The organism is Shewanella khirikhana, assembly GCF_003957745.1.
In the GTDB taxonomy this organism is placed as follows: Bacteria; Pseudomonadota; Gammaproteobacteria; order Enterobacterales; family Shewanellaceae; genus Shewanella; species Shewanella khirikhana.
This window is the reverse complement of record NZ_CP020373.1, coordinates 595,467-614,009: the sequence shown is the minus strand read 5'-3', so window position 1 is coordinate 614,009 and position 18,543 is coordinate 595,467. Positions and strand designations below refer to the sequence as shown.

Annotated in this window: 12 protein-coding genes; 10 read left to right on the top strand and 2 right to left on the bottom strand. The window is 56.7% G+C overall.

Annotation, left to right across the window (positions count from 1 at the left end; translation table 11 throughout):
• The first annotated feature begins 100 nt into the window (after positions 1–100).
• From STH12_RS02615 to torD, 9 genes are all read left to right on the top strand, one after another.
• On the top strand, positions 101–1,459 hold the full coding sequence (locus tag STH12_RS02615) for a YjiH family protein (protein WP_126166121.1): 1,359 nt from the start codon (positions 101–103) through the stop codon (positions 1,457–1,459).
• Positions 1,460–1,569: 110 nt separating this feature from the next.
• A complete protein-coding gene (locus STH12_RS02610) occupies positions 1,570–5,277 on the top strand; it encodes a two-component regulator propeller domain-containing protein (RefSeq protein WP_126166120.1) in 3,708 nt (1,235 codons plus the stop codon).
• Between the two features lie 188 nt (positions 5,278–5,465).
• On the top strand, positions 5,466–6,524 hold the full coding sequence (locus tag STH12_RS02605) for a UDP-2,3-diacylglucosamine diphosphatase (RefSeq protein WP_126166119.1): 1,059 nt from the start codon (positions 5,466–5,468) through the stop codon (positions 6,522–6,524).
• A 13-nt stretch (positions 6,525–6,537) separates the two neighbouring features.
• On the top strand, positions 6,538–8,298 hold the full coding sequence (gene olsF, locus STH12_RS02600; protein WP_126166118.1) for a bifunctional ornithine lipid synthase OlsF: 1,761 nt from the start codon (positions 6,538–6,540) through the stop codon (positions 8,296–8,298).
• A gap of 60 nt (positions 8,299–8,358) precedes the next feature.
• Positions 8,359–8,781, top strand: coding sequence for a CBS domain-containing protein (locus tag STH12_RS02595; protein ID WP_126166117.1), 423 nt, complete (start codon positions 8,359–8,361; stop codon positions 8,779–8,781).
• Positions 8,782–8,892: 111 nt separating this feature from the next.
• On the top strand, positions 8,893–9,057 hold the full coding sequence (locus STH12_RS02590) for a periplasmic nitrate reductase, NapE protein (protein ID WP_011759105.1): 165 nt from the start codon (positions 8,893–8,895) through the stop codon (positions 9,055–9,057).
• 18 nt (positions 9,058–9,075) lie between these two features.
• Complete coding sequence (gene torC / locus STH12_RS02585) at positions 9,076–10,251, top strand: pentaheme c-type cytochrome TorC (RefSeq protein WP_126166116.1); 1,176 nt, start codon at positions 9,076–9,078, stop codon at positions 10,249–10,251.
• A 14-nt stretch (positions 10,252–10,265) separates the two neighbouring features.
• Entirely contained in the window at positions 10,266–12,752 is a 2,487-nt protein-coding gene (torA, locus tag STH12_RS02580) for a trimethylamine-N-oxide reductase TorA (RefSeq protein WP_126166115.1), read from the top strand.
• Positions 12,753–12,823: 71 nt separating this feature from the next.
• Entirely contained in the window at positions 12,824–13,492 is a 669-nt protein-coding gene (torD, locus tag STH12_RS02575) for a molecular chaperone TorD (protein WP_164551128.1), read from the top strand.
• A 122-nt stretch (positions 13,493–13,614) separates the two neighbouring features.
• On the opposite strand, the gene torS is transcribed toward torD, so the two are convergent.
• Complete coding sequence (gene torS, locus STH12_RS02570) at positions 13,615–16,551, bottom strand: TMAO reductase system sensor histidine kinase/response regulator TorS (RefSeq protein ID WP_126166113.1); 2,937 nt, start codon at positions 16,549–16,551, stop codon at positions 13,615–13,617.
• Between the two features lie 55 nt (positions 16,552–16,606).
• On the opposite strand from torS, the gene torT reads away from it, so the two are divergent.
• The gene (torT, locus tag STH12_RS02565; protein ID WP_126166112.1) at positions 16,607–17,644 is read left to right on the top strand and encodes a TMAO reductase system periplasmic protein TorT; all 1,038 of its coding nucleotides are present in this window, start codon (positions 16,607–16,609) and stop codon (positions 17,642–17,644) included.
• Here the strand turns inward: torT and torR are convergent.
• Positions 17,634–18,344, bottom strand: coding sequence for a two-component system response regulator TorR (gene torR, locus STH12_RS02560; protein ID WP_126166111.1), 711 nt, complete (start codon positions 18,342–18,344; stop codon positions 17,634–17,636). The genes torT and torR overlap by 11 nt on opposite strands.
• Positions 18,345–18,543 lie beyond the last annotated feature (199 nt).

Sequence of the window (18,543 nt, the reverse complement as noted above, 5' to 3'; positions counted from 1 at the left end):
CCTGCATGGACATGCAATTGGCGCTGCGTATATGGCAGAGCCCCAGCCCCAGGAACCGGGTTTTTAAAGCTCACTCGCAACAGGTTAAGGTGCTTTCACCGTGGCTACAGAAAAACAAAATCACAACATTCGGACGATCCTGACCTTTATCGTGCCGTCTCTTATTGGCCTTCTGCTGTTTATGACTCCGGTCAGCTATCAGGATGCCATTACCATTCCTATCGCCATTATCTCCAAGGCGCTGCAAAACGCCCTGAGTGATTCGGCCACCGCCGTGGTAACGGCTGTGGTGGTGATGACCACCCTGGCCTCGATTCTGACCAAGGTATTCAAGCCCAAGTTTGTTACCCAGAGCAGCTTCCTCAGCGGCCTGCTCAATGTCAGCCCCATGTGGTTTGTTATCCGCATTCTGGGTGCCGTATTTATTGTGATGACCTTTGGCGGTTTAGGTCCTGAAGCCATTACCTCCGGCAATACCGGCGGACTGGTGCTGAACGACCTGCTGCCGGTGCTGCTGAGTGTGTTTATTTTTGCCGGTATGCTGCTGCCACTGCTGCTGAACTTTGGTTTGCTTGAGCTTTTTGGCGCACTGCTGACCAAAATCATGCGCCCAGTGTTCAATTTGCCCGGCCGCTGTGCCATCGACTGTATGGCATCCTGGCTCGGCGATGGCAGTGTGGGCATTCTGCTGACCAGCAAGCAATACGAAGGCCGTTTCTACACAGCCCGTGAAGCGGCGGTGATAGGTACCACCTTCTCGGCGGTGTCCATTACCTTCTCGCTGGTGGTGATTTCCCAGGTGAAGCTTGAAGCCCTGTTTGTGCCTTTCTACCTTACCGTGTGTCTGGCCGGTATTGTGGCGGCGATTGTGGTGCCCAAACTGCCACCGCTGTGCTGGAAGAAAGACAACTACATCGATGGCAGCCCGCGCCATCCTGACGATGAAGTGATCCCTGAAGGCCACAGCACCCTGTCATGGGGTTATGACCGCGCTCTCGCCAAAGCCGCCGCCAGTGGCGGGGTGAAGGAAACCCTCACCGAAGGCGTGAAAAACGTAGCCGATATGGTGTTTGGCATTCTGCCTGTGGTGATGGCAATCGGCACCATGGCGCTTATTGTGGCCGAGTACACTCCGATATTTGACTACCTGGGCATGCCCTTTATTCCACTGCTTGAACTGCTGCAAGTCCCTGAAGCCACCGAGGCGTCCAAGACCATTGTGGTGGGCTTTGCCGATATGTTTATCCCCTCCATTCTGGCAGCTGGTATCGAGTCTGACATGACCCGCTTCGTGATTGCGGCGCTGTCAGTAACTCAGCTTATCTACATGAGCGAAGTGGGTGCCCTGCTGATTGGCTCACGCATTCCGGTGAATCTGCCGGAACTGTTTGTGATCTTTATTCTGCGTACCCTGGTTACACTGCCGGTGATTGCCGGTGTTGCCCACCTGATTTTCTAATCGAAAATCCCATGAAAAACCGGCGCCTGACGCCGGTTTTTTATTGCCTCCGACTCGCATCTTTTCATTCAGCTTCTACACTTTAACTACTTATTCAAAGGGTTCTTTACGTGAAGCTGACCATTTCCGCTCTGCTGATTTTTTGCGGCGCCTTGTTTTGCGTCCAGGCATACGGTTACACGCCGGCGTTCCAAACGTTGGAGGCTGAACACGGCCTGTCGATGAACACGGTGAACGATCTGGTCACTGACGACAGAGGCTATCTATGGGTCGCCACCCAGGCTGGCCTGAACCGCTACGATGGTCAATCCTTCAAAGTTTATACCCACAACCAAACCAGCAAAGGCCCCTCGGCCAACGACATCAGCTTTGTGTATGTCACCCAGTCCGGTGCCCCGGGCGAGCTGTGGCTGCTGACCGAAAATGCCGGCCTAAACCATTATCGCCACCAAAGCGACGACTTTGAGGTATTCGGCGCCGATGCCGGTATTCCCGATGTGGCCTTTACCGGCATCGCCGAAGACCATTTGGGCAACCTCTGGCTTGCCACCGACAAACAAGGGCTACTGGTGTTCTCCCCCGCTGAAGGCAAGGTGATAAAACGCCTCAATAATCAGTCAAGCCCCGCCCTTGCCGATAACCATCTGCAGGGGATAACCGCCGATGGTCGCGGCGGTTTCTGGATTATCAGCCAATCGGGGGTATCTCACCTTGGCTTCAGCGGCAAGGAGGTTAGCCCGGATGCACTCAAAGGCCTTGGGGTCAGTGCTATCACCGCCGACAGCGCAGGCACCCTCTGGCTTGGCACCCACAGCATGGGGCTGTTCAGCTATCAAATCGAAGAAGACATGCTGGAGAGCTTCCATCAGCACTTTCCGCCGGAAATGTCCCCCAATACCATTACCGATTTACGCCTCGACCGCGAAGGCTCGCTGTGGATAGCCACCTCCGGCAGTGGCCTGGCCAAGCTTGTTCCCAAACAGAACAAGATTTCCCTTTATGCTCACTCCCCCAGCGACTACCTGAGCCTGACCAGCCAAACCCTCACCCGTCTGTGGGCTGACGACAACAACCTGCTGTGGATAGGCACCCGCAGTGCAGGTGTATCCCGTTTGTCGCTGGCAGCGGCCGTCTTTGGCCATGTGCATGGGTTAAGTTTTGCCGACCACAACCTGCGCAGCACCGATATTCGCAGTATCTTCCGGGACAGGCATGGCCAGCTGTGGGTTGGCTCGACAGGTGGCTTAATGCGCGCCATGGAAGACAAGGGCGAAGTCTCCGGCTTTTTAGCCCACAATCTGCCGTTCGATGGCCTCGATCAGGCCTTTATCAGTTTTATCAATGAAGATGACGAAGGACGGCTGTGGATTGGCACCCGCGGGCTTGGACTGATTATCGCCAGCGCCGATCGTCAATCGGTGGAGCACTTCAGCTACCAGCCGGGGGTCAGCGGCGGCTTGCCAAGCAACACCCTCTACAGCCTGTTTCACGACAGTAATCACAACTACTGGATAACCACCCTAGATGGCGGCATCAGCCGCATGGACAGAACCACAGGCCAATTTGAGTCCATCGACCGTTTTGGCAGTAATATTCTGCCCGAGGATCAGGTCACCGGCATGGCCGAAGATGCCGCCGGCAACCTGTGGGTGTCGACCTATGGCGGCGGCCTGGCAAGGCTTGCCAAAGACGGCAGCGCCACCCATTTCAATACCGCCTCCAACCCGGCACTGCCCAGCAACCATTTGTTTTCTATCTATATGGATAACCACAGTCGGCTGTGGATTGCATCGGACAATGGTGAGTTTTCGCTGGATACCCAAAGCATGATCCTGCAGCACTTCAACCAGGACAGCGGCCTGGTGGGCAATGTGGTATACCTGTCGATTCTCGATAAAGCGCAGCGACTGTGGGCAGGGACTTCCACCGGGCTGAGCATCATAGATACGACCAGCGGCCATATCCGCAACTTCACCCGGGCCGATGGCCTGCAGGACAATGAATTCAATTTCGGCGCTGCCTTTGTCGATAACGATGGCAGCCTGTACCTTGGTGGCATCAATGGCTTTAACCACATTCGCCCCGACAAGCTGAGCCCCAGACCTGCCCCCAGAGCGCCGGTGATCCACAGCTTTTTGCTGATGAATAAGCCCGCCGCCTTACCCGCGGCAAACCGCGATGACGCGGCGCCGCGGCTTGATATCAGCTACCGCGATACCCTGTTCTCATTTAGCTATCAATCACCTGCGCTGATTGACGGCAATCAGCTCAATTACGACTACCGTATGCTGGGGCTGGACGATAACTGGTTCAGAGACTTAAACGGCCATCAGGCAAGCTTTACCGGCTTGAGCCCGGGTAACTATCGCTTTGAGGTCAGGGCGAGAAATATCGATGGAGCCCTGAGTCCGGTCACCGCGCTGGATATTCATATTTTCCCGGCGCCCTGGCAGACCTGGTGGGCATACAGCCTGTATATACTGATGATGGCATCTGTGCTTGGCATCATCCTCTATATGAGCATGTCGAAATACCGCGCCAAGATGGCGCTGCTTGGCAAAATTGCCGTCAGTGAACAGCGCTTGCAGCAGGCGCTGTGGAGCAGTGGCGATGAATTCTGGGATTGGGAAATCGCCAATAAACGTCTGACCCGCTCCAACACCTTTATGCTGTATCCGGAAAATGAAACCAGCCTGGAAAGCACCCTGGCGGCGGTGATCCATCCCGACGACCAGCCGCTGGTGATGCAAACCATGGAAAGCACCCTCTACCACGGTGAGGATGAATTTGAGGTAAGTTACCGCGGCCGCACCGGCGAAGACAGCTGGCTGTGGGTGCTCAACCATGGGCGGGTGATTTCCCGTGATGAGAAGGGCCGCCCCAACCGTATCATGGGCACCATCAAAAACATCCAGCGGCTCAAGGAAGCCGAAGAGGCACTTCGCAGCCTCAATGCCGAGCTGGAACACAGGGTGCTGGACCGCACCCGCGAGTTGTCGCAAAAAAATGAAGAGCTGAACGAGACTCTGGAAGAGCTGAGTCAGGCAAGGGATGAACTGATAGACAAAGAAAAAATGGCCACTCTGGGCGGTCTGGTGGCGTCCATTACCCACGAAGTGAACACCCCCATAGGTATCTCTGTCACCGCCGCCTCTCACCTGCAGGACAGGGTGCGCGAGTTTACCGCCGCCTTCCAGAACGGAGAGGTGGATGAAGACGACTTTATGCAATACCAGAACGAGGTAAACGACTGCTGTAAGTTAATGCGCACTAACCTCGAGCGGGCGGCCAAGCTTATCAGCAGCTTTAAGAAGGTGTCGGTCGACCAGTCCCACGAGGAGCTGCGCGAGTTCGACTTATGCCAGTATGTCGATGAAATCTTTTTATCGCTCAATCCGTTACTGTCGCGCTCCGGCCACCACTACAGCTATCAGTGCGATCCACAGATGTACATTAACAGTAACCCCGGCATCTTCTATCAAATCATCAGTAACCTGTTTAACAACTCGATTATCCACGCCTTCCCCGAAGGTGGCTCCGGCCATCTAACCCTGAATATCAGCCACCATGAAAACGGCATAGTGATTGATTACCGCGATGATGGCTGCGGCATGAGCGAAGAAGTGCAAAGCCACATTTTTACCCCCTTCTTCACCACCAAGCGCGGCAAAGGCGGCAGTGGTCTGGGGATGAACATAGTGTATAACCTTGTTCATCAGGTGCTTGGCGGTGAAATCACCCTGGAAACAGCCCCAGGCGAAGGTGCCCACTTTGTTATCACCCTGCCGGAAACCATTCTGGTGAAAAGACTCGCCTGAGTCAGTAAGGTGCCATAGCTGAAACTCGGCCGACGCCACCCGCTAAAACTCATCTGCGCTGCATCGCCAAGTCCCCCCTAACCTTCCAAAGCACCAGGCGATAATTGTCATATCCGCGTCATTTGGCCGTCATTTCAGCGTCATCCCCCCATCCTAGACTGCAGCTATTGCAAACGCCCGGAGTCGCTATGGACACCAACACGCCATCATTGACGGCAGCCCAGTCCGCCACTTCTTCCTGTACTACTGACAGCTGTAATACTGACGGTAACGCTAATACCGACACTAAAATTGCGCCCACTACTGGTATCAAGATCAGCAGCAACGACAACATCAACCCCAAGCTCAGCGCCAACGATTCATCCGCTACACCACTATCATCAACGCCCACATCATCAGCACCCCGCTCATCAACACAAGACTCCCCAGGCAAACGTCGCGGCGGCGCCCTTGGCAGCTTCCACTGCCTGTGGATTTCCGATGTGCACCTTGGCACCCCGGACTGCAAAGCCGAAGCGCTGCTGAGCCTGCTGTCGTCCTACCATTACGACAAGCTGGTTTTGGCGGGCGATATTGTCGACCTGTGGGCGCTGAAACGGCGCAGCTACTGGCCTGAAAGCCATAAAAAAGTGCTGGAATTACTGTTGGCACTGGCCGAGCAGGGCGTGGAAATTGTTTATGTACCCGGCAACCACGATGAGTGGTTCCGCCGCTTTGAAGGCGGTCTGTTCCGCGGTATTCGCATCAGCCTGTTCCACGACCACCTGAGTCGCCAGGGGCTTAAAGTGCGGGTAATCCATGGCGATCAATTTGATGCCGACATCGCCATCGGCCGCTTCCATGCCCGGCTGGGCGACAACCTGTATGACCTGCTGCTGTGGCTTAACCGCGCCCTGCACAGCGCCCGCAAACGCCTTGGCCTCCCCTATTGGTCACTGGCCGGTTACATCAAGTCGCGGGTGAGCAAAGCTCAGGCCGCCATTGGCAAATACCGCGATGCCGCACTGCGTTACTGCGCCGCCGAAGGCTGCGACATGGTGGTGTGCGGTCATATCCACCAGCCCGCGCTGGATGAAAACAGTCAGCGCATTTACGCCAACACAGGTGACTGGGTCGAAAACACCACCCTTATCGCCGAAACGCCCCAGGGCAATTTCCAGCTGCTACGGTGGAACCACGGTGCCCATCGCCTGGAACTGGAACAGGAAATCTTGCTCGCCACCAAGGCCCGCCGCCGGGTCGCCTGATACGGGAACCGCCATGATATTTACCGTCGATAATCTGATAGACAGCCACCTGCCCCAACTCTCGGGCAAAACCTGGCTTAAGCGTCCGGTCAGCGCCGCCCTCAAATACCTGCTCCATGAAGAAGAATGTAACCGTATCGCCTCGGAATTTGGCTTTCTGCGCGGCGTCGACTTTGCCAGCGCCGTACTGGAAGCGCTGAATTTCAGCTTCAGCGTGCCCGATGCCGATATCGACAATATCCCCCGCGAAGGCCGGGTAGTGATTTTTGCCAACCATCCCATCGGCTCTTTGGATGCGCTGGCGATGATCAAACTCATTGGCGAAATCCGCCCGGATATCAAGGTCGTGGCCAATGAAATCCTGATGGCCATCGAACCGCTGCACCCAATTTTGCTGCCGGTACGCAACATGGGTGGCGGCACGCCCAAACAGCATTTGGAAGCCATTCACCGTCATTTGCAAAACGAAGGCGCACTGCTGATATTCCCCGCCGGGGAAGTGTCGCGTCTGCGTCCCAACGGGGTACGCGACACCCGCTGGCAATCCGGTTTTCTGAAAATAGCCCAGGCCTGCGATGCACCGCTGCTGCCGATGTTTGCCGATGCGCGCAACTCCGCCACCTTTTACGGTACCTCTATGATTTACAAGCCGCTTTCTACATTGCTGCTGGTCAAAGAGATGTTCCGGCAGAAGCAGCGAACTATGCCTATCCGCATTGGTGAGCTGATCGCACTCGATACCCTGAGAGCCAACGACTTTGACCGCACCACCATGGTGGGCCTGCTGAAAAACCATTTGTACCGCATCGGTAAAAACCGCCCACCGCTGTTTCGCACCCAAAGTCCCATCGCCAGACCCGAGTGCCGCGCCGAGCTGAAAGCGGCGCTGGATGAATGCGAGCGTCTTGGAGAAACCGCCGATGGCAAAGGCATTTACCTCTACCGCCACAAAGGGGCAAGCCCCATCATGCGCGAGATTGGCCGCCTGCGGGAAGTGGCATTCAGAGCCGTTGGCGAAGGCACTGGCAAGCGCCGCGATATCGATGCCTTCGACAGCCACTATTTTCATCTGGTGCTCTGGGATGGCGGAGCGCTGGAGATAGTGGGCGCTTACCGCTTCGCCTGCGCCGCCTCATTGCATCAGGCCAACGGACCGCAAAGCCTATACAGCCAAAGCCTATTTGATTACACCGACGCCTTTGCCCCCTGTTTTGCCGAGGGCCTTGAACTTGGCCGCAGCTTTGTGCAGCCCAAATACTGGGGCAAGCGCAGCCTGGATTATCTCTGGTTTGGCATCGGCGCCTTTATTGCCCGCAACCCGCAGTATCGCTACCTGTTTGGCCCAGTATCGATAAGTGGCCAGATGCCGCTGGCCGCAAGGGAGATGCTGGTGCACTTCTATCAGCACTTTTATGGCGCCGCCGAGCCCATGGCCCGTGCCAAACAGCCGTTTCGTATCTCGCGGGAGCGACGTGAAACCCTGGACAGTCTCTATCAGGGGCTCAGCGAAGATGAGGCCTTCAAGCGCCTTAAGCACACGCTGTCGGGCATGGGGGTGGCAGTACCAACCCTGTACAAACAGTACAGTGACCTGTGCAGCGAAGGCGGCGTGACCTTCGCCGATTTCGGTGTCGACCCCGACTTTAATCACTGTATCGACGGACTGGTGCGGGTAGATTTAACCAGGCTCAAAGCCAGGAAGCATGAGCGATATATTGGGGTTCATCGGCAAGGGCAGCAGGAGCCTGACAGGTTGCAAACAACCCAAGTCTGACTCGCGCATGCGCAAGGAGTCTGATATACCTAGAGAAACGGGATTTCTCAGGAATGGGTTATGGAACTGAATATCGCCGATATCATGATCACCCGCTTGGTGACCATAGAAATGGACGACCGCCTGGTGCTGGCAAAGGAAATCTTTGATCAGGCGAGTTTTCATCACCTGCCGGTGGTGGATGAAGACGGTAGCCTCAGCGGCATGCTGTCGGAGCGGGATCTGCTGCGCGCCATCAGTCCGCACATAGGCGCCATCGGTGAGACCAATCGCGATCAGGAAACCCTGCAAAAACGGGTGCATCAGGTCATGACCCGCGATCCTGTGACCATAGCGCCGCACAAGTCATTGGATGACGCCAGTTTATTGATGCTCGAATACAGCATAGGTTCACTGCCGGTACTGGAAGACGGCAAGCTGGTCGGCATTATCACCTGGAAGGATTTGCTCAGGGCATACAGCCATCTTGGCCGCCGCCCCTGACGCTTCTGTTCATATTTTTACATAATTTATCAAAAGCCATTCACGCCCGCCCGCAAGGCCATTCACATCCTTTTTTTATAGTGGACGCATCAAAGAAACGGAGATGCGTCCATGTCACACCCCACTCAATCCCCCAAGGAGAGCAGAAGCCGGGAGCTTAAGGGCTTAGGCTTTATTGTTTTTCTGCTTTTTCCGGCACTTACCGTCACCTTTATCAGCCTCTACGGTTTGGCGCTCTGGGTTTACCAGGCCGTCACCGGCGTTGCGCCCCACTGATTTTCGAGGATATTGCATATGAAATGGTTCTCTTCTCTCTGGCAAACCCTCGGTAAGCCCGCACTCACTCTGAGTCTGGGCTTTATTGCCATCAGCGCCTTTATCATGGGTATCGTATTCTGGGGCGGCTTTAACACCGCACTGGAAGCCACCAATACCGAAGAGTTTTGTATCAGCTGCCACAGCATGGAAAGCAAGCCGTATCAGGAGCTGCAACAGACTGTGCATTGGTCAAATCACTCCGGCGTGCGTGCCACCTGCCCCGACTGCCACGTGCCTCACGACTGGAGCCGTAAAATCGCCCGTAAAATGGAAGCCTCCCACGATGTGTGGGGCTGGTTATTCCAGACCGTCAACACCGACGAAAAGTTTGAGGCCAAGCGCCTCGAGATGGCGAGCCGTGAGTGGAAACGTTTCGATAGAGACAACAGCCTTGCCTGTAAAAACTGTCACGATTACAAGTCGATGAAGTGGGACACCATGTCACCTCTGGCACAAAAGCAGATGAAACGCGCCGCCGAAATCGACCAGTCCTGTATCGATTGCCACAAGGGTATTGCCCACAAGCTGCCAGATATGGGCACTGCCCGCGCCCCTGAGCTGATTGCCGAAGTGGGCAGCGGCGTCACCCCAAGTGTGGGCGAAAGCTACTTCAGCGCCCTGACCAAGCCTTTGTATCTGGATGCCACCACCGCCGAAGAAGCGGGTACTCTGAACGTGGCCACCAAGGTCAAGGTGCTGGAAACCAGCGGCAAGCGCGTAAAAGTGGCCATCGAAGGCTGGCGCAAGCGTGTGGGCGCAGGCCGGGTGATTTACTTCGACTTTGGGGTGAACATCCTCTCGGCCCAGCTGTCGCTGGATGCCGCCAAAACGCCAGACCTTATCCGCACCTTTGAAGAGAAACAAGACCCCATGACGGGCCTGATGTGGGAGCGGGTTGAAGCCGACATCTGGACCGACGCCGACTACCTGCTTGGCGACATTGCCCCGCTGTGGAGCTATGCCAAGTCGACCTACAGCACCAGCTGCAGCGTGTGCCACACCCAGCCAGACGAAGCGCACTTCGATGCCAACACCTGGCCGGGTATGTTCCAGGGCATGTTGGCCTTCGTCAACATGGATCAGGACACCCAGGCACTGGTACAGAAGTACCTGCAGGAACACTCAGCCACCTTTAACAAAGATGCCCACTAAGGGGAGACAGTCAGATGAAAAGACGTGATTTTTTGAAAGGCCTGATGTCAGCCTCCTGTATGGCCATTGGCGGCAGCAGCCTGCTGAGCCCATTGAACGCACTGGCCGCGCCCCGCGGCCGTGACGAGTGGCTCACCACCGGCAGTCACTTCGGCGCCTTTAAAATTCGCCGTAAAAACGGCGTGATTGCCGAGGTCAAACCCTTCGAGCTCGATAAGTATCCAACGGATATGATTAAGGGTATCAAGGGCTTGGTGTACAACCCATCCCGTATTCGCTACCCCATGGTCAGGCTCGACTTTTACAAGAACGGCCACAAGAGCAATACCGCCGAGCGGGGCGACTTCCGCTTTGTGCGGGTGACCTGGGATGAAGCGCTGCAGCTCTTTAAAGAGTCGCTGGATGAAATCCAGACCAAATATGGCCCAAGCGGCCTGCATGCCGGCCAAACCGGCTGGCGCGCCACCGGCCAGTTGCACTCCTCCACCAGCCATATGCAGCGCGCTGTGAGCATGCACGGTAACTTCGTCAAAAAGGTAGGCGACTACTCCACCGGCGCCGGTCAGACTATTCTGCCTTATGTGCTGGGCTCCACCGAGGTGTATGCCCAGGGTACCTCCTGGCCGCTTATCCTTAAAAACACCAAGACCCTGATTTTGTGGTCAAACGATCCGGTGAAAAACCTGCAGGTGGGCTGGAACGCCGAGACCCACGAATCCTTCGGCTATCTGGCTGAGCTGAAAGAAAAAGTCGCCAAGGGGGAAATTCGGGTCATCAGCATCGACCCTGTTGAAACCAAGACTCAGGCCTACCTTGGCTGCGAGCGGCTGTATATCAACCCCCAGACCGACGTGGCCATGATGCTCGCCATCGCCTACGAGCTGTATCAGCAAAAGCTGTACGACGCCGAATTTGTTAAGAGCTACAGCCTGGGCTTTGAGGACTTTTTGCCTTACCTGCTTGGCAAAACCGACAACACCCCCAAGACGCCTGAGTGGGCCGAGGCCATTTGCGGCGTGAGCGCGGCAACCATTCGCGACCTCGCCAGGGTGATGGTGAAAGACCGCACCCAAATCATGATGGGCTGGTGTATCCAGCGTCAGCAGCACGGCGAGCAGCCTTACTGGATGGCGGCGGTGCTGGCCACCATGATAGGTCAGATTGGTCTGCCCGGCGGTGGTATCAGCTATGGTCACCACTACTCCAGCATCGGTGTGCCCGCCACCTCGGCAGCAGCCCCCGGCGCTTTCCCCCGTAACCTCGATGAAGGCAAAAAGCCACTGTTTGACAGCAACGACTTCAAAGGCGCCAGCAGCACCATTCCGGTGGCGCGCTGGGTGGATGCCATCCTTGAGCCTGGCAAAACCATCGACGCCAACGGCAGCCGGGTGACTTACCCCGATATCAAGATGATGGTGTTCTCGGGCAACAACCCCTGGAACCACCATCAGGACAGAAACCGCATGAAGCAGGCGTTCCAGAAGCTGGAAGCCGTGGTCACCATAGATGTGAACTGGACCGCCACCGCACGCTTCAGCGATATAGTGCTGCCCGCCTGTACCACGCTTGAGCGCAACGATATCGACGTGTACGGCAGCTACGCCAACCGCGGCATTCTGGCGATGCACAAGATGGTGGAGCCGCTGTTCGACAGTTTGTCCGACTTTGAAATATTCACCCGTTTTGCCGCCATCCTCGGCCGCGAGCAGGAATACACCCGTGGCATGAACGAAATGCAGTGGATTGAACACCTGTACAACGAGTGCCGTGAGGCCAACAAGGCCAAGTACCCGATGCCGGATTTCGCTACCTTCTGGAAAGAAGGCTATGTGCACTTCGGTGAAGGTGAAGAGTGGACCCGTCATGCGGATTTCCGTGCCGACCCGGAAATCAATCCGCTGGGCACCCCATCGGGGTTGATTGAAATTTTCAGCCGCAAGATTGCCGCCTTTAACTACGATGATTGCCCAGGCCACCCCATGTGGATGGAGAAAAAGGAGCGCAGCCACGGTGGCCCCGGCAGCGACAAGCACCCGCTGTGGCTGCAATCCTGCCACCCGGATCAGCGCCTGCACTCTCAGATGTGCGAAAGCGAAGAGTACCGCGCCACTTACACAGTCAAGGGTCGCGAGCCGGTGTACATCAGCCCCGAGGATGCCAGGGCCCGCGGCGTGAAAGACGGTGATATAGTGCGGGTATTCAATGACCGCGGCCAGCTGCTCGCCGGTGCTGTGATTTCCAAGCGCTTCCCTAAAGGGGTTATCCGTATCCACGAAGGCGCCTGGTACGGCCCGGTGGGCAAGGATGGCAGCAAAGAAGGCGGCAACGAAATCGGTGCCCTGTGCTCCTACGGCGACCCCAACACCCTGACCATGGACATTGGCACTTCCAAACTGGCGCAGGCCTGTGCGGCCTACACCTGTTTGGTGGACTTTGAGAAGTTTGAAGGCAAGCTGCCCGAAGTCAGTTCGTTCACAGGCCCTGTGGAGGTAACACTGTAATGAAAACGTCTCACTCTTCGCTTGCAGAATCCTCGTTTGTAGAAACGTCTTTTAAAGAAACAAATGACGGCATGGCCGCTAATGAAATGAATGCCGTGCGCGCCTCGGTGTGGCAGCTCTTAAGCTCGCTCTTTGCCAAAGAGTTAAGTGCTGAGCGCATTAGTGAACTTGCCGGCGCAGATCTTTGGCAAGCATTTGCCGGGGAAGCCGAGCTTGAGGGGCCCGCCGCGCAAATCCAGCAGGCCCTGATTGAAGCCAGCCAGGCTCAGGACGACAATGCCCGCCTCGAACTTGCCGCCGATTTCTGCAGCGCCTTTTTGCAAAATGCTGAGCACTGCGCCGCGCCCTACGCAAGCCTCTATCTTGGTGATGCTGGCGAAAAAGCGGAGAATGAGACGGTTGGTCACGATAAAGCTGCCCAGGATAAAAGCGAGCGCAGCCTCTACGGCGAAAAGCATCAGCTGATGAGTGATTATCTGCGCTCGGCAGGTCTTGGGCTTGCGGATGATTTTCGTGAGCCAAGCGACCATCTGGCTGTGATCCTTGCCTTAATGGCGCACCTTTGTGAGCAGGCAAGTGCTGACAGCCAGCGGGCGTTTCTTGAAAGCGCCATTTTAAGCTGGCTGGCGGAGTTTAATGCAAGGCTTGGCAGGCTTAAGCTTGTAAGCCCGCTCTACGGTGCCCTTGGCGACTTTACACTCGCCTGGGCAAAGCTCGATACTGAGATATTGCGGGGCTGAACCGCATCTCTGTGTTTTGTCGCGGTGGTCTGCCGCTGACCATTGAGTCAGTCGCCGACCATTGAGCCAGCCCAGCAACCGGGCTGGTTCAATCATTGGGCCTAATCAATCATTGGGCTTAATCAATCGATAGCGTTGAGCCAATCAGCCAGCGCTTGCAACGACGCCTGCCACAGCGCTTTGAGTTCTGGCAGGCGTTTTTCTTGCCACTGGGTTTCTGTTATCTCGCTGTGCTGCAGCGCCTTTTCCAGCTCAGCCGCCGTCTGTGCCAACGCCTCCAAACCCATGCTGGCACTGGCGCCTTTTAGCGCATGCAGGCGGGTTTGGCGCTCATGCAAAGCCACGCCCCGCTCAAAGGCCGCAAACTGCGCCTTGCTGGAGGAGCTAAACTGCTGCGCCATCTCATCCAGGGTCTCGCGGCCGAGAATATCCAAATCGAGCTCAAGCTGTTCGGTATTTAACAAATCGAAGCATGAAGCCAGAGCGCCGCTGGCCGCACTTGGCGCCGTGCTGGTGGGTGGCACTTGTGTCTGTTGCATTTGTGTCTGCTTCACTTGCGTCAGTGACGCTTGCCTCAGCGAGGCATCCCCCAGCCACAGCCCCAGAGCCGCCAGACTAAGCGGCTTGGCAAGCACAGTTTCTATGCCCGCCTGCTGATAGTCCGCCACCGCATCGGAATCAACCTGCGCGGTAAATGCCGCGACCCAAATACCCTCTGGCAGCGATGGCAACAGGCTGCGACCATCACCGTCCGGAAGCTGCATATCCAGCATCAGGGCATCGAATTGCTCTGCGGCCAGCAGCTGGCGCGCCTCGGCCAAATCCCGCGCCCAAGACGCCTCGTGGCCCAGGGTAGCGAGATAGCCACGGGCCACCAGCGCATTCACCTTGTTATCTTCCACCAGCAGTATCCGCCTGGGCGATGCCGCCTCAAAGGACTGAACCACCGCCTCGGCCGGGGCTGCACTGTGAACCAACGGCAGACTGAAACTGAAGCGACTGCCAATGCCCAGCTCACTTTCAACCCGAATGCCACCCTCATTGCCGCTGTCAGGCTCCGGGTCCGCTGCGGACATCAGGCACACCAGTTCACGGCTGATGGCAAGCCCAAGTCCGGTGCCACGGGCTCTGCCCTGCACATCGCCGGTCTCATAAGGGATAAAGAGTCGCTGCCGGGTCGCTTCGTCCATGCCAACGCCGGTGTCGGTCACGCTGAAAACAAGTCTTTGGCCCTCAACGCTAACCTGCAATACCACAGCGCCATGCTCAGTAAATTTAATGGCATTACCCAGCAGATTCAGCAGCACCTGCCTGAGTTTGGGGCCATCGAGGCTCACGTATTGCGGCACATCGGGCGCCAGCAGTTCAAGCCTGAGTCCGGCAAGGCTGGCACCGGCAAGCATCAGACTCATCACTTCATCCAGCAGCCGCGGCAAATCCACAGGGGCGGGCTGTGCCTTAAGCTGGCCTTTTTCGAGCCGTGAAAAATCAAGAATATCTGATAACAAAGTCTGCAAGAGCACGGCGCTGTAGCGTGACAGCCCCAGTAACTGATGCTGGGGCTCGGTTAGGCTTTTATCCTTATCGAGCAGCTCCAGCGTGCCCATTAACCCATTGAGCGGCGTGCGAATTTCATGACTCATAGTGGCAAGGAAGCGGCTCTTGGCCTGACTTGCGTTTTCCGCCGCCTCCCGGGCACTGGCAAGCTCGGCGGTGCGCTCTATCACCTTCACTTCCAGCGCGGCCTTATGGCTGGCAAGCTCGCGGGCACTTTCCCGAAGCTCGCCGGACAGCTCCTGATTGCGAATGGTTTTGGCTTTAAAGGCCTCGATTGCCTCCGCCATGGCGGTCAGCTCATCATCGCCGTGGGGGTCGAGACTGATATCGGTATTGCCCCGCGCCAGACTGTGCATGGCGGCAGTGGCTTCACCGAGGCGCACCGCAATGCCTTTGTAAATCACCCGGTACGACACCAGCAGAATAAGCAGCAACATGGCAAAGCCGGTTCCCCACAACCCCACACCCGCCCAGGAGAGCTGGCGCAGATAGTCTTTACGGGCCTCAAGCGCCTTGGCGCCCTGGGTTTGCAGCGCCCGGTCGAGGCGTTGGCTCAGACCAAACAGCTTATCCTGCAGCAGTTGCTGCAATGAATTGGCCGAGCGACTGGCGGTCAGAAACTCGGCTCTGAGTTTCAGCATTTCCCCCACCCCCAGTAAACGCCGGGTTTCTTCTTCGAGTGAGGCCTGACGCACAGGGTCACGCACCAGCTGGCTGACGCGCTTGAGTGGCCAAAGGCCGCTTTCCAGCGCGCCATCAGCTGAGCTATCCGCAGCGCCCTCACCGAGAATATCACCCAGGGGCAGCCCCGAGTCTGTGCCTTCATCGGCGAGTTCGGCCACCAGCGCAATACGGTTGATAAGTGACAGAGCGCGCTGCAACTGGCTTTGAATATCAAGCTCTGTTTCTATGATGTCATCGAGTAAACGGGCGCTGCGCCCCTGCCCGGCCTGCTGCGGATACGCCTGACTGAGTTTCGCCAGAATAGCTGCATCCACCACAGCCAGCTCGGCCTGCAGCAGCTCACGGGCATGGGCGCTGGCAATGGCCAGACTGTTGGCCTGCTCGCTCAGCATATTCAACAGCGCCAGCTTACGTCCTACCCGATTACCAAGCTCGGCCAGACCCGAGACGATATCGCCCGAGTCCCGCCCCAGGGTGTTGGCGGTATCTACCCCCAGGCTTCTTAGCTTCTCGGCGGCGCTCAGCAGATTGGCCGTTTCGATGGACAGCTTGCGGCCAATAAACTCCCGCTGATTTTCTTCACTGACCCGGGCAAGCAGCTGGGTGTTCTCGGTGAGCGCCGAGGCCGATTGCACCAGCTCGCGGGCGGCATCGGAAGCGGGTAAAGAACGCTCGTAGAGCATGTGGTCGGCCTGCTTAACCCAGTGAAGGCTCACCGAGCCCAAACTCACCAGCAACAGCAGCAATGCAGCCAACAGCACAAAGGCCAGAATGAGGCGTCCGGACAGACTGGAGAAGGACAATGAAGGAGGGGTCACAGGCTCACCTATAGCTGATACACTTCGGCTGTGACCATCTTACGGAACTCTTGCCGTGAACATAAGCCCCAGGATCCTTTTACTCTTGATAGCGCTGGGAATTTCCACCGCCGAGGCCGCCCCATGGCAGCTAGAGCAGCGAACGCCCTTTAACGCCATCGAGCAGCAAACCAAGCCGCTGCGCCTGACGCCCCTTGGCCGTGCCCAACAGCCATGGAAGCTGTGTGTGCTGGTGCCGCATTTAAAGGATGCCTACTGGATTGGCATTAACTATGGCCTTGCCACTCAGGCAAAAAAACTCGGCATTAGTTTTGAGATGTTCGAAGCCGGCGGCTACCCCAATCACGACCGCCAACTGACCCAGCTGGACCAGTGTTTAAGCGGCGAGTTTGATGCTGTGCTGCTGGGCGCCGTTAGTCCTCATTTGCTTAAAAGTTTGCCGGGGGAGCTGAATAAGCCGGTACTGGCGCTGGTGAACAAGCTCGATGATGCCAGGGTCGGCACCCACATTGGGGTGAACTGGTATCAAATGGGCAGCCTTATCGGCAATGCCATTAAAAGCCGCTTTACATCCAACGCCAGCCTGGCGCTGCTCGCCGGGCCTGAGTCTGTTGGCGGCACCGACCTGGTTGAGCAGGGCATCAGCGAAAGCCTCAGCGGCAGCAAGCTCAGCATTGGCGCCATTCGCCATGCCGACAACAATCGTCATCTGCAGCGGGAGCAGTTACAGCAGCTGCTTGAATCGAGCCGTCCTGACGCCATTGTGGGCAGCGCTGTGGCCATTGAAGTGGCAGTGAATCAGTTTGGCCAGACGCCGCCGTCCCATCCGATTGTGTTGGGCTCGAGTTATTTTTCCCCCGCCATTGCCCGCGCGCTGCAGCGCGGCAAAATCGCCGTGGCCTGTGACGACAAGGTAGTATTACAGGGCATGGTTGCGGTGGATTTGGCGGTAAGGCAGCTGCAGGGTGATGATGCCTTTGGCGATGTAGGGCCGGCTATTGTGGTCAGAACCCCGGACAACAGCGATGCGCCGGCACTGGCGGATTCACTGCCGCCAGCCGAGTTTTACCCCGTTTATCGGTTTAATCCCTGACACTGGCTGCAAACAGATAGCCTTCACCGTGGACGGTCACAAACAGCTCAGGATTCAGCTTGCCACGCAGGCGGCGGATAATCACATCTATGGTGCGGTCGTTGGCATCTTCGCTGCGATGACTGGTTTGCTGCATTAAACGCTCCCGCGACAACACCTGCCTTGGGTGCAGCGCAAACGCCACCAGCAATTCAAACTCCGCCTTGGTGAGCTTGATAATCTCCTCACCCCGGGACAACTTGCGGCTGCCAAGTTCAAGCACGTAATCGTCGAACTCGATTCTGTCATCGCCCTCGTCCATGGCGGCCATTGCCTGCTGTTTTGCCTTGGCTACCAGAGAGATACGCCACAGCAGGTTTTTTACCCGCACCAGCAGTTCGCGCAGTTCAAACGGTTTGGTGACGTAGTCGTCGGCACCCATCTCAAGACCAACGATTCTGTCGACAGCTTCGTCGCGGCCACTCACCAGGATGATGCCCACTTCGGAGCGGCTTCTCAGCTCACGGGTCAGTGACAGACCATCGGTGCCCGGCAGATTGATATCCAGCATGATAAGGTCCACATGGGTCAGCGCCAGTTGCTGCCACATGTCATCGCCATTGGCCGCTTCCAGCACCCGATAACCTTCCTTGCTGAAATAGCCTTTCAGACGGGTGCGAATGACCGCTTCATCATCGACAACCAGGACTGTGTAAGCCATGGGATACCTCCGGGAACTTTGACTGCATCAGTATATTCATATTTTTTCATATTTCATATCTGCCGGGCAGAACTGGGATCAGCACAGCAACCTTGGCCCCGAAATCGCGGATAACATACGGAAAAATCGGTTGCACTCTTTTACAGCCGCAGCCGCATGACTTATGCTTATGGAAGTTTACCCGGCCAGTAGAAAGGAC

Excerpts from the sequence above, each read along its gene's own strand:
- STH12_RS02595 (WP_126166117.1), top strand. The coding sequence starts at position 8,359 with ATGGAACTGAATATCGCCGATATCATGATCACCCGCTTGGTGACCATA.
- STH12_RS02590 (WP_011759105.1), top strand. The coding sequence starts at position 8,893 with ATGTCACACCCCACTCAATCCCCCAAGGAGAGCAGAAGCCGGGAGCTT.
- torC (WP_126166116.1), top strand. The coding sequence starts at position 9,076 with ATGAAATGGTTCTCTTCTCTCTGGCAAACCCTCGGTAAGCCCGCACTC.
- torA (WP_126166115.1), top strand. The coding sequence starts at position 10,266 with ATGAAAAGACGTGATTTTTTGAAAGGCCTGATGTCAGCCTCCTGTATG.
- olsF (WP_126166118.1), top strand. The coding sequence starts at position 6,538 with ATGATATTTACCGTCGATAATCTGATAGACAGCCACCTGCCCCAACTC.
- torD (WP_164551128.1), top strand. The coding sequence starts at position 12,824 with ATGGCCGCTAATGAAATGAATGCCGTGCGCGCCTCGGTGTGGCAGCTC.
- STH12_RS02605 (WP_126166119.1), top strand. The coding sequence starts at position 5,466 with ATGGACACCAACACGCCATCATTGACGGCAGCCCAGTCCGCCACTTCT.
- torR (WP_126166111.1), bottom strand. The coding sequence starts at position 18,344 with ATGGCTTACACAGTCCTGGTTGTCGATGATGAAGCGGTCATTCGCACC.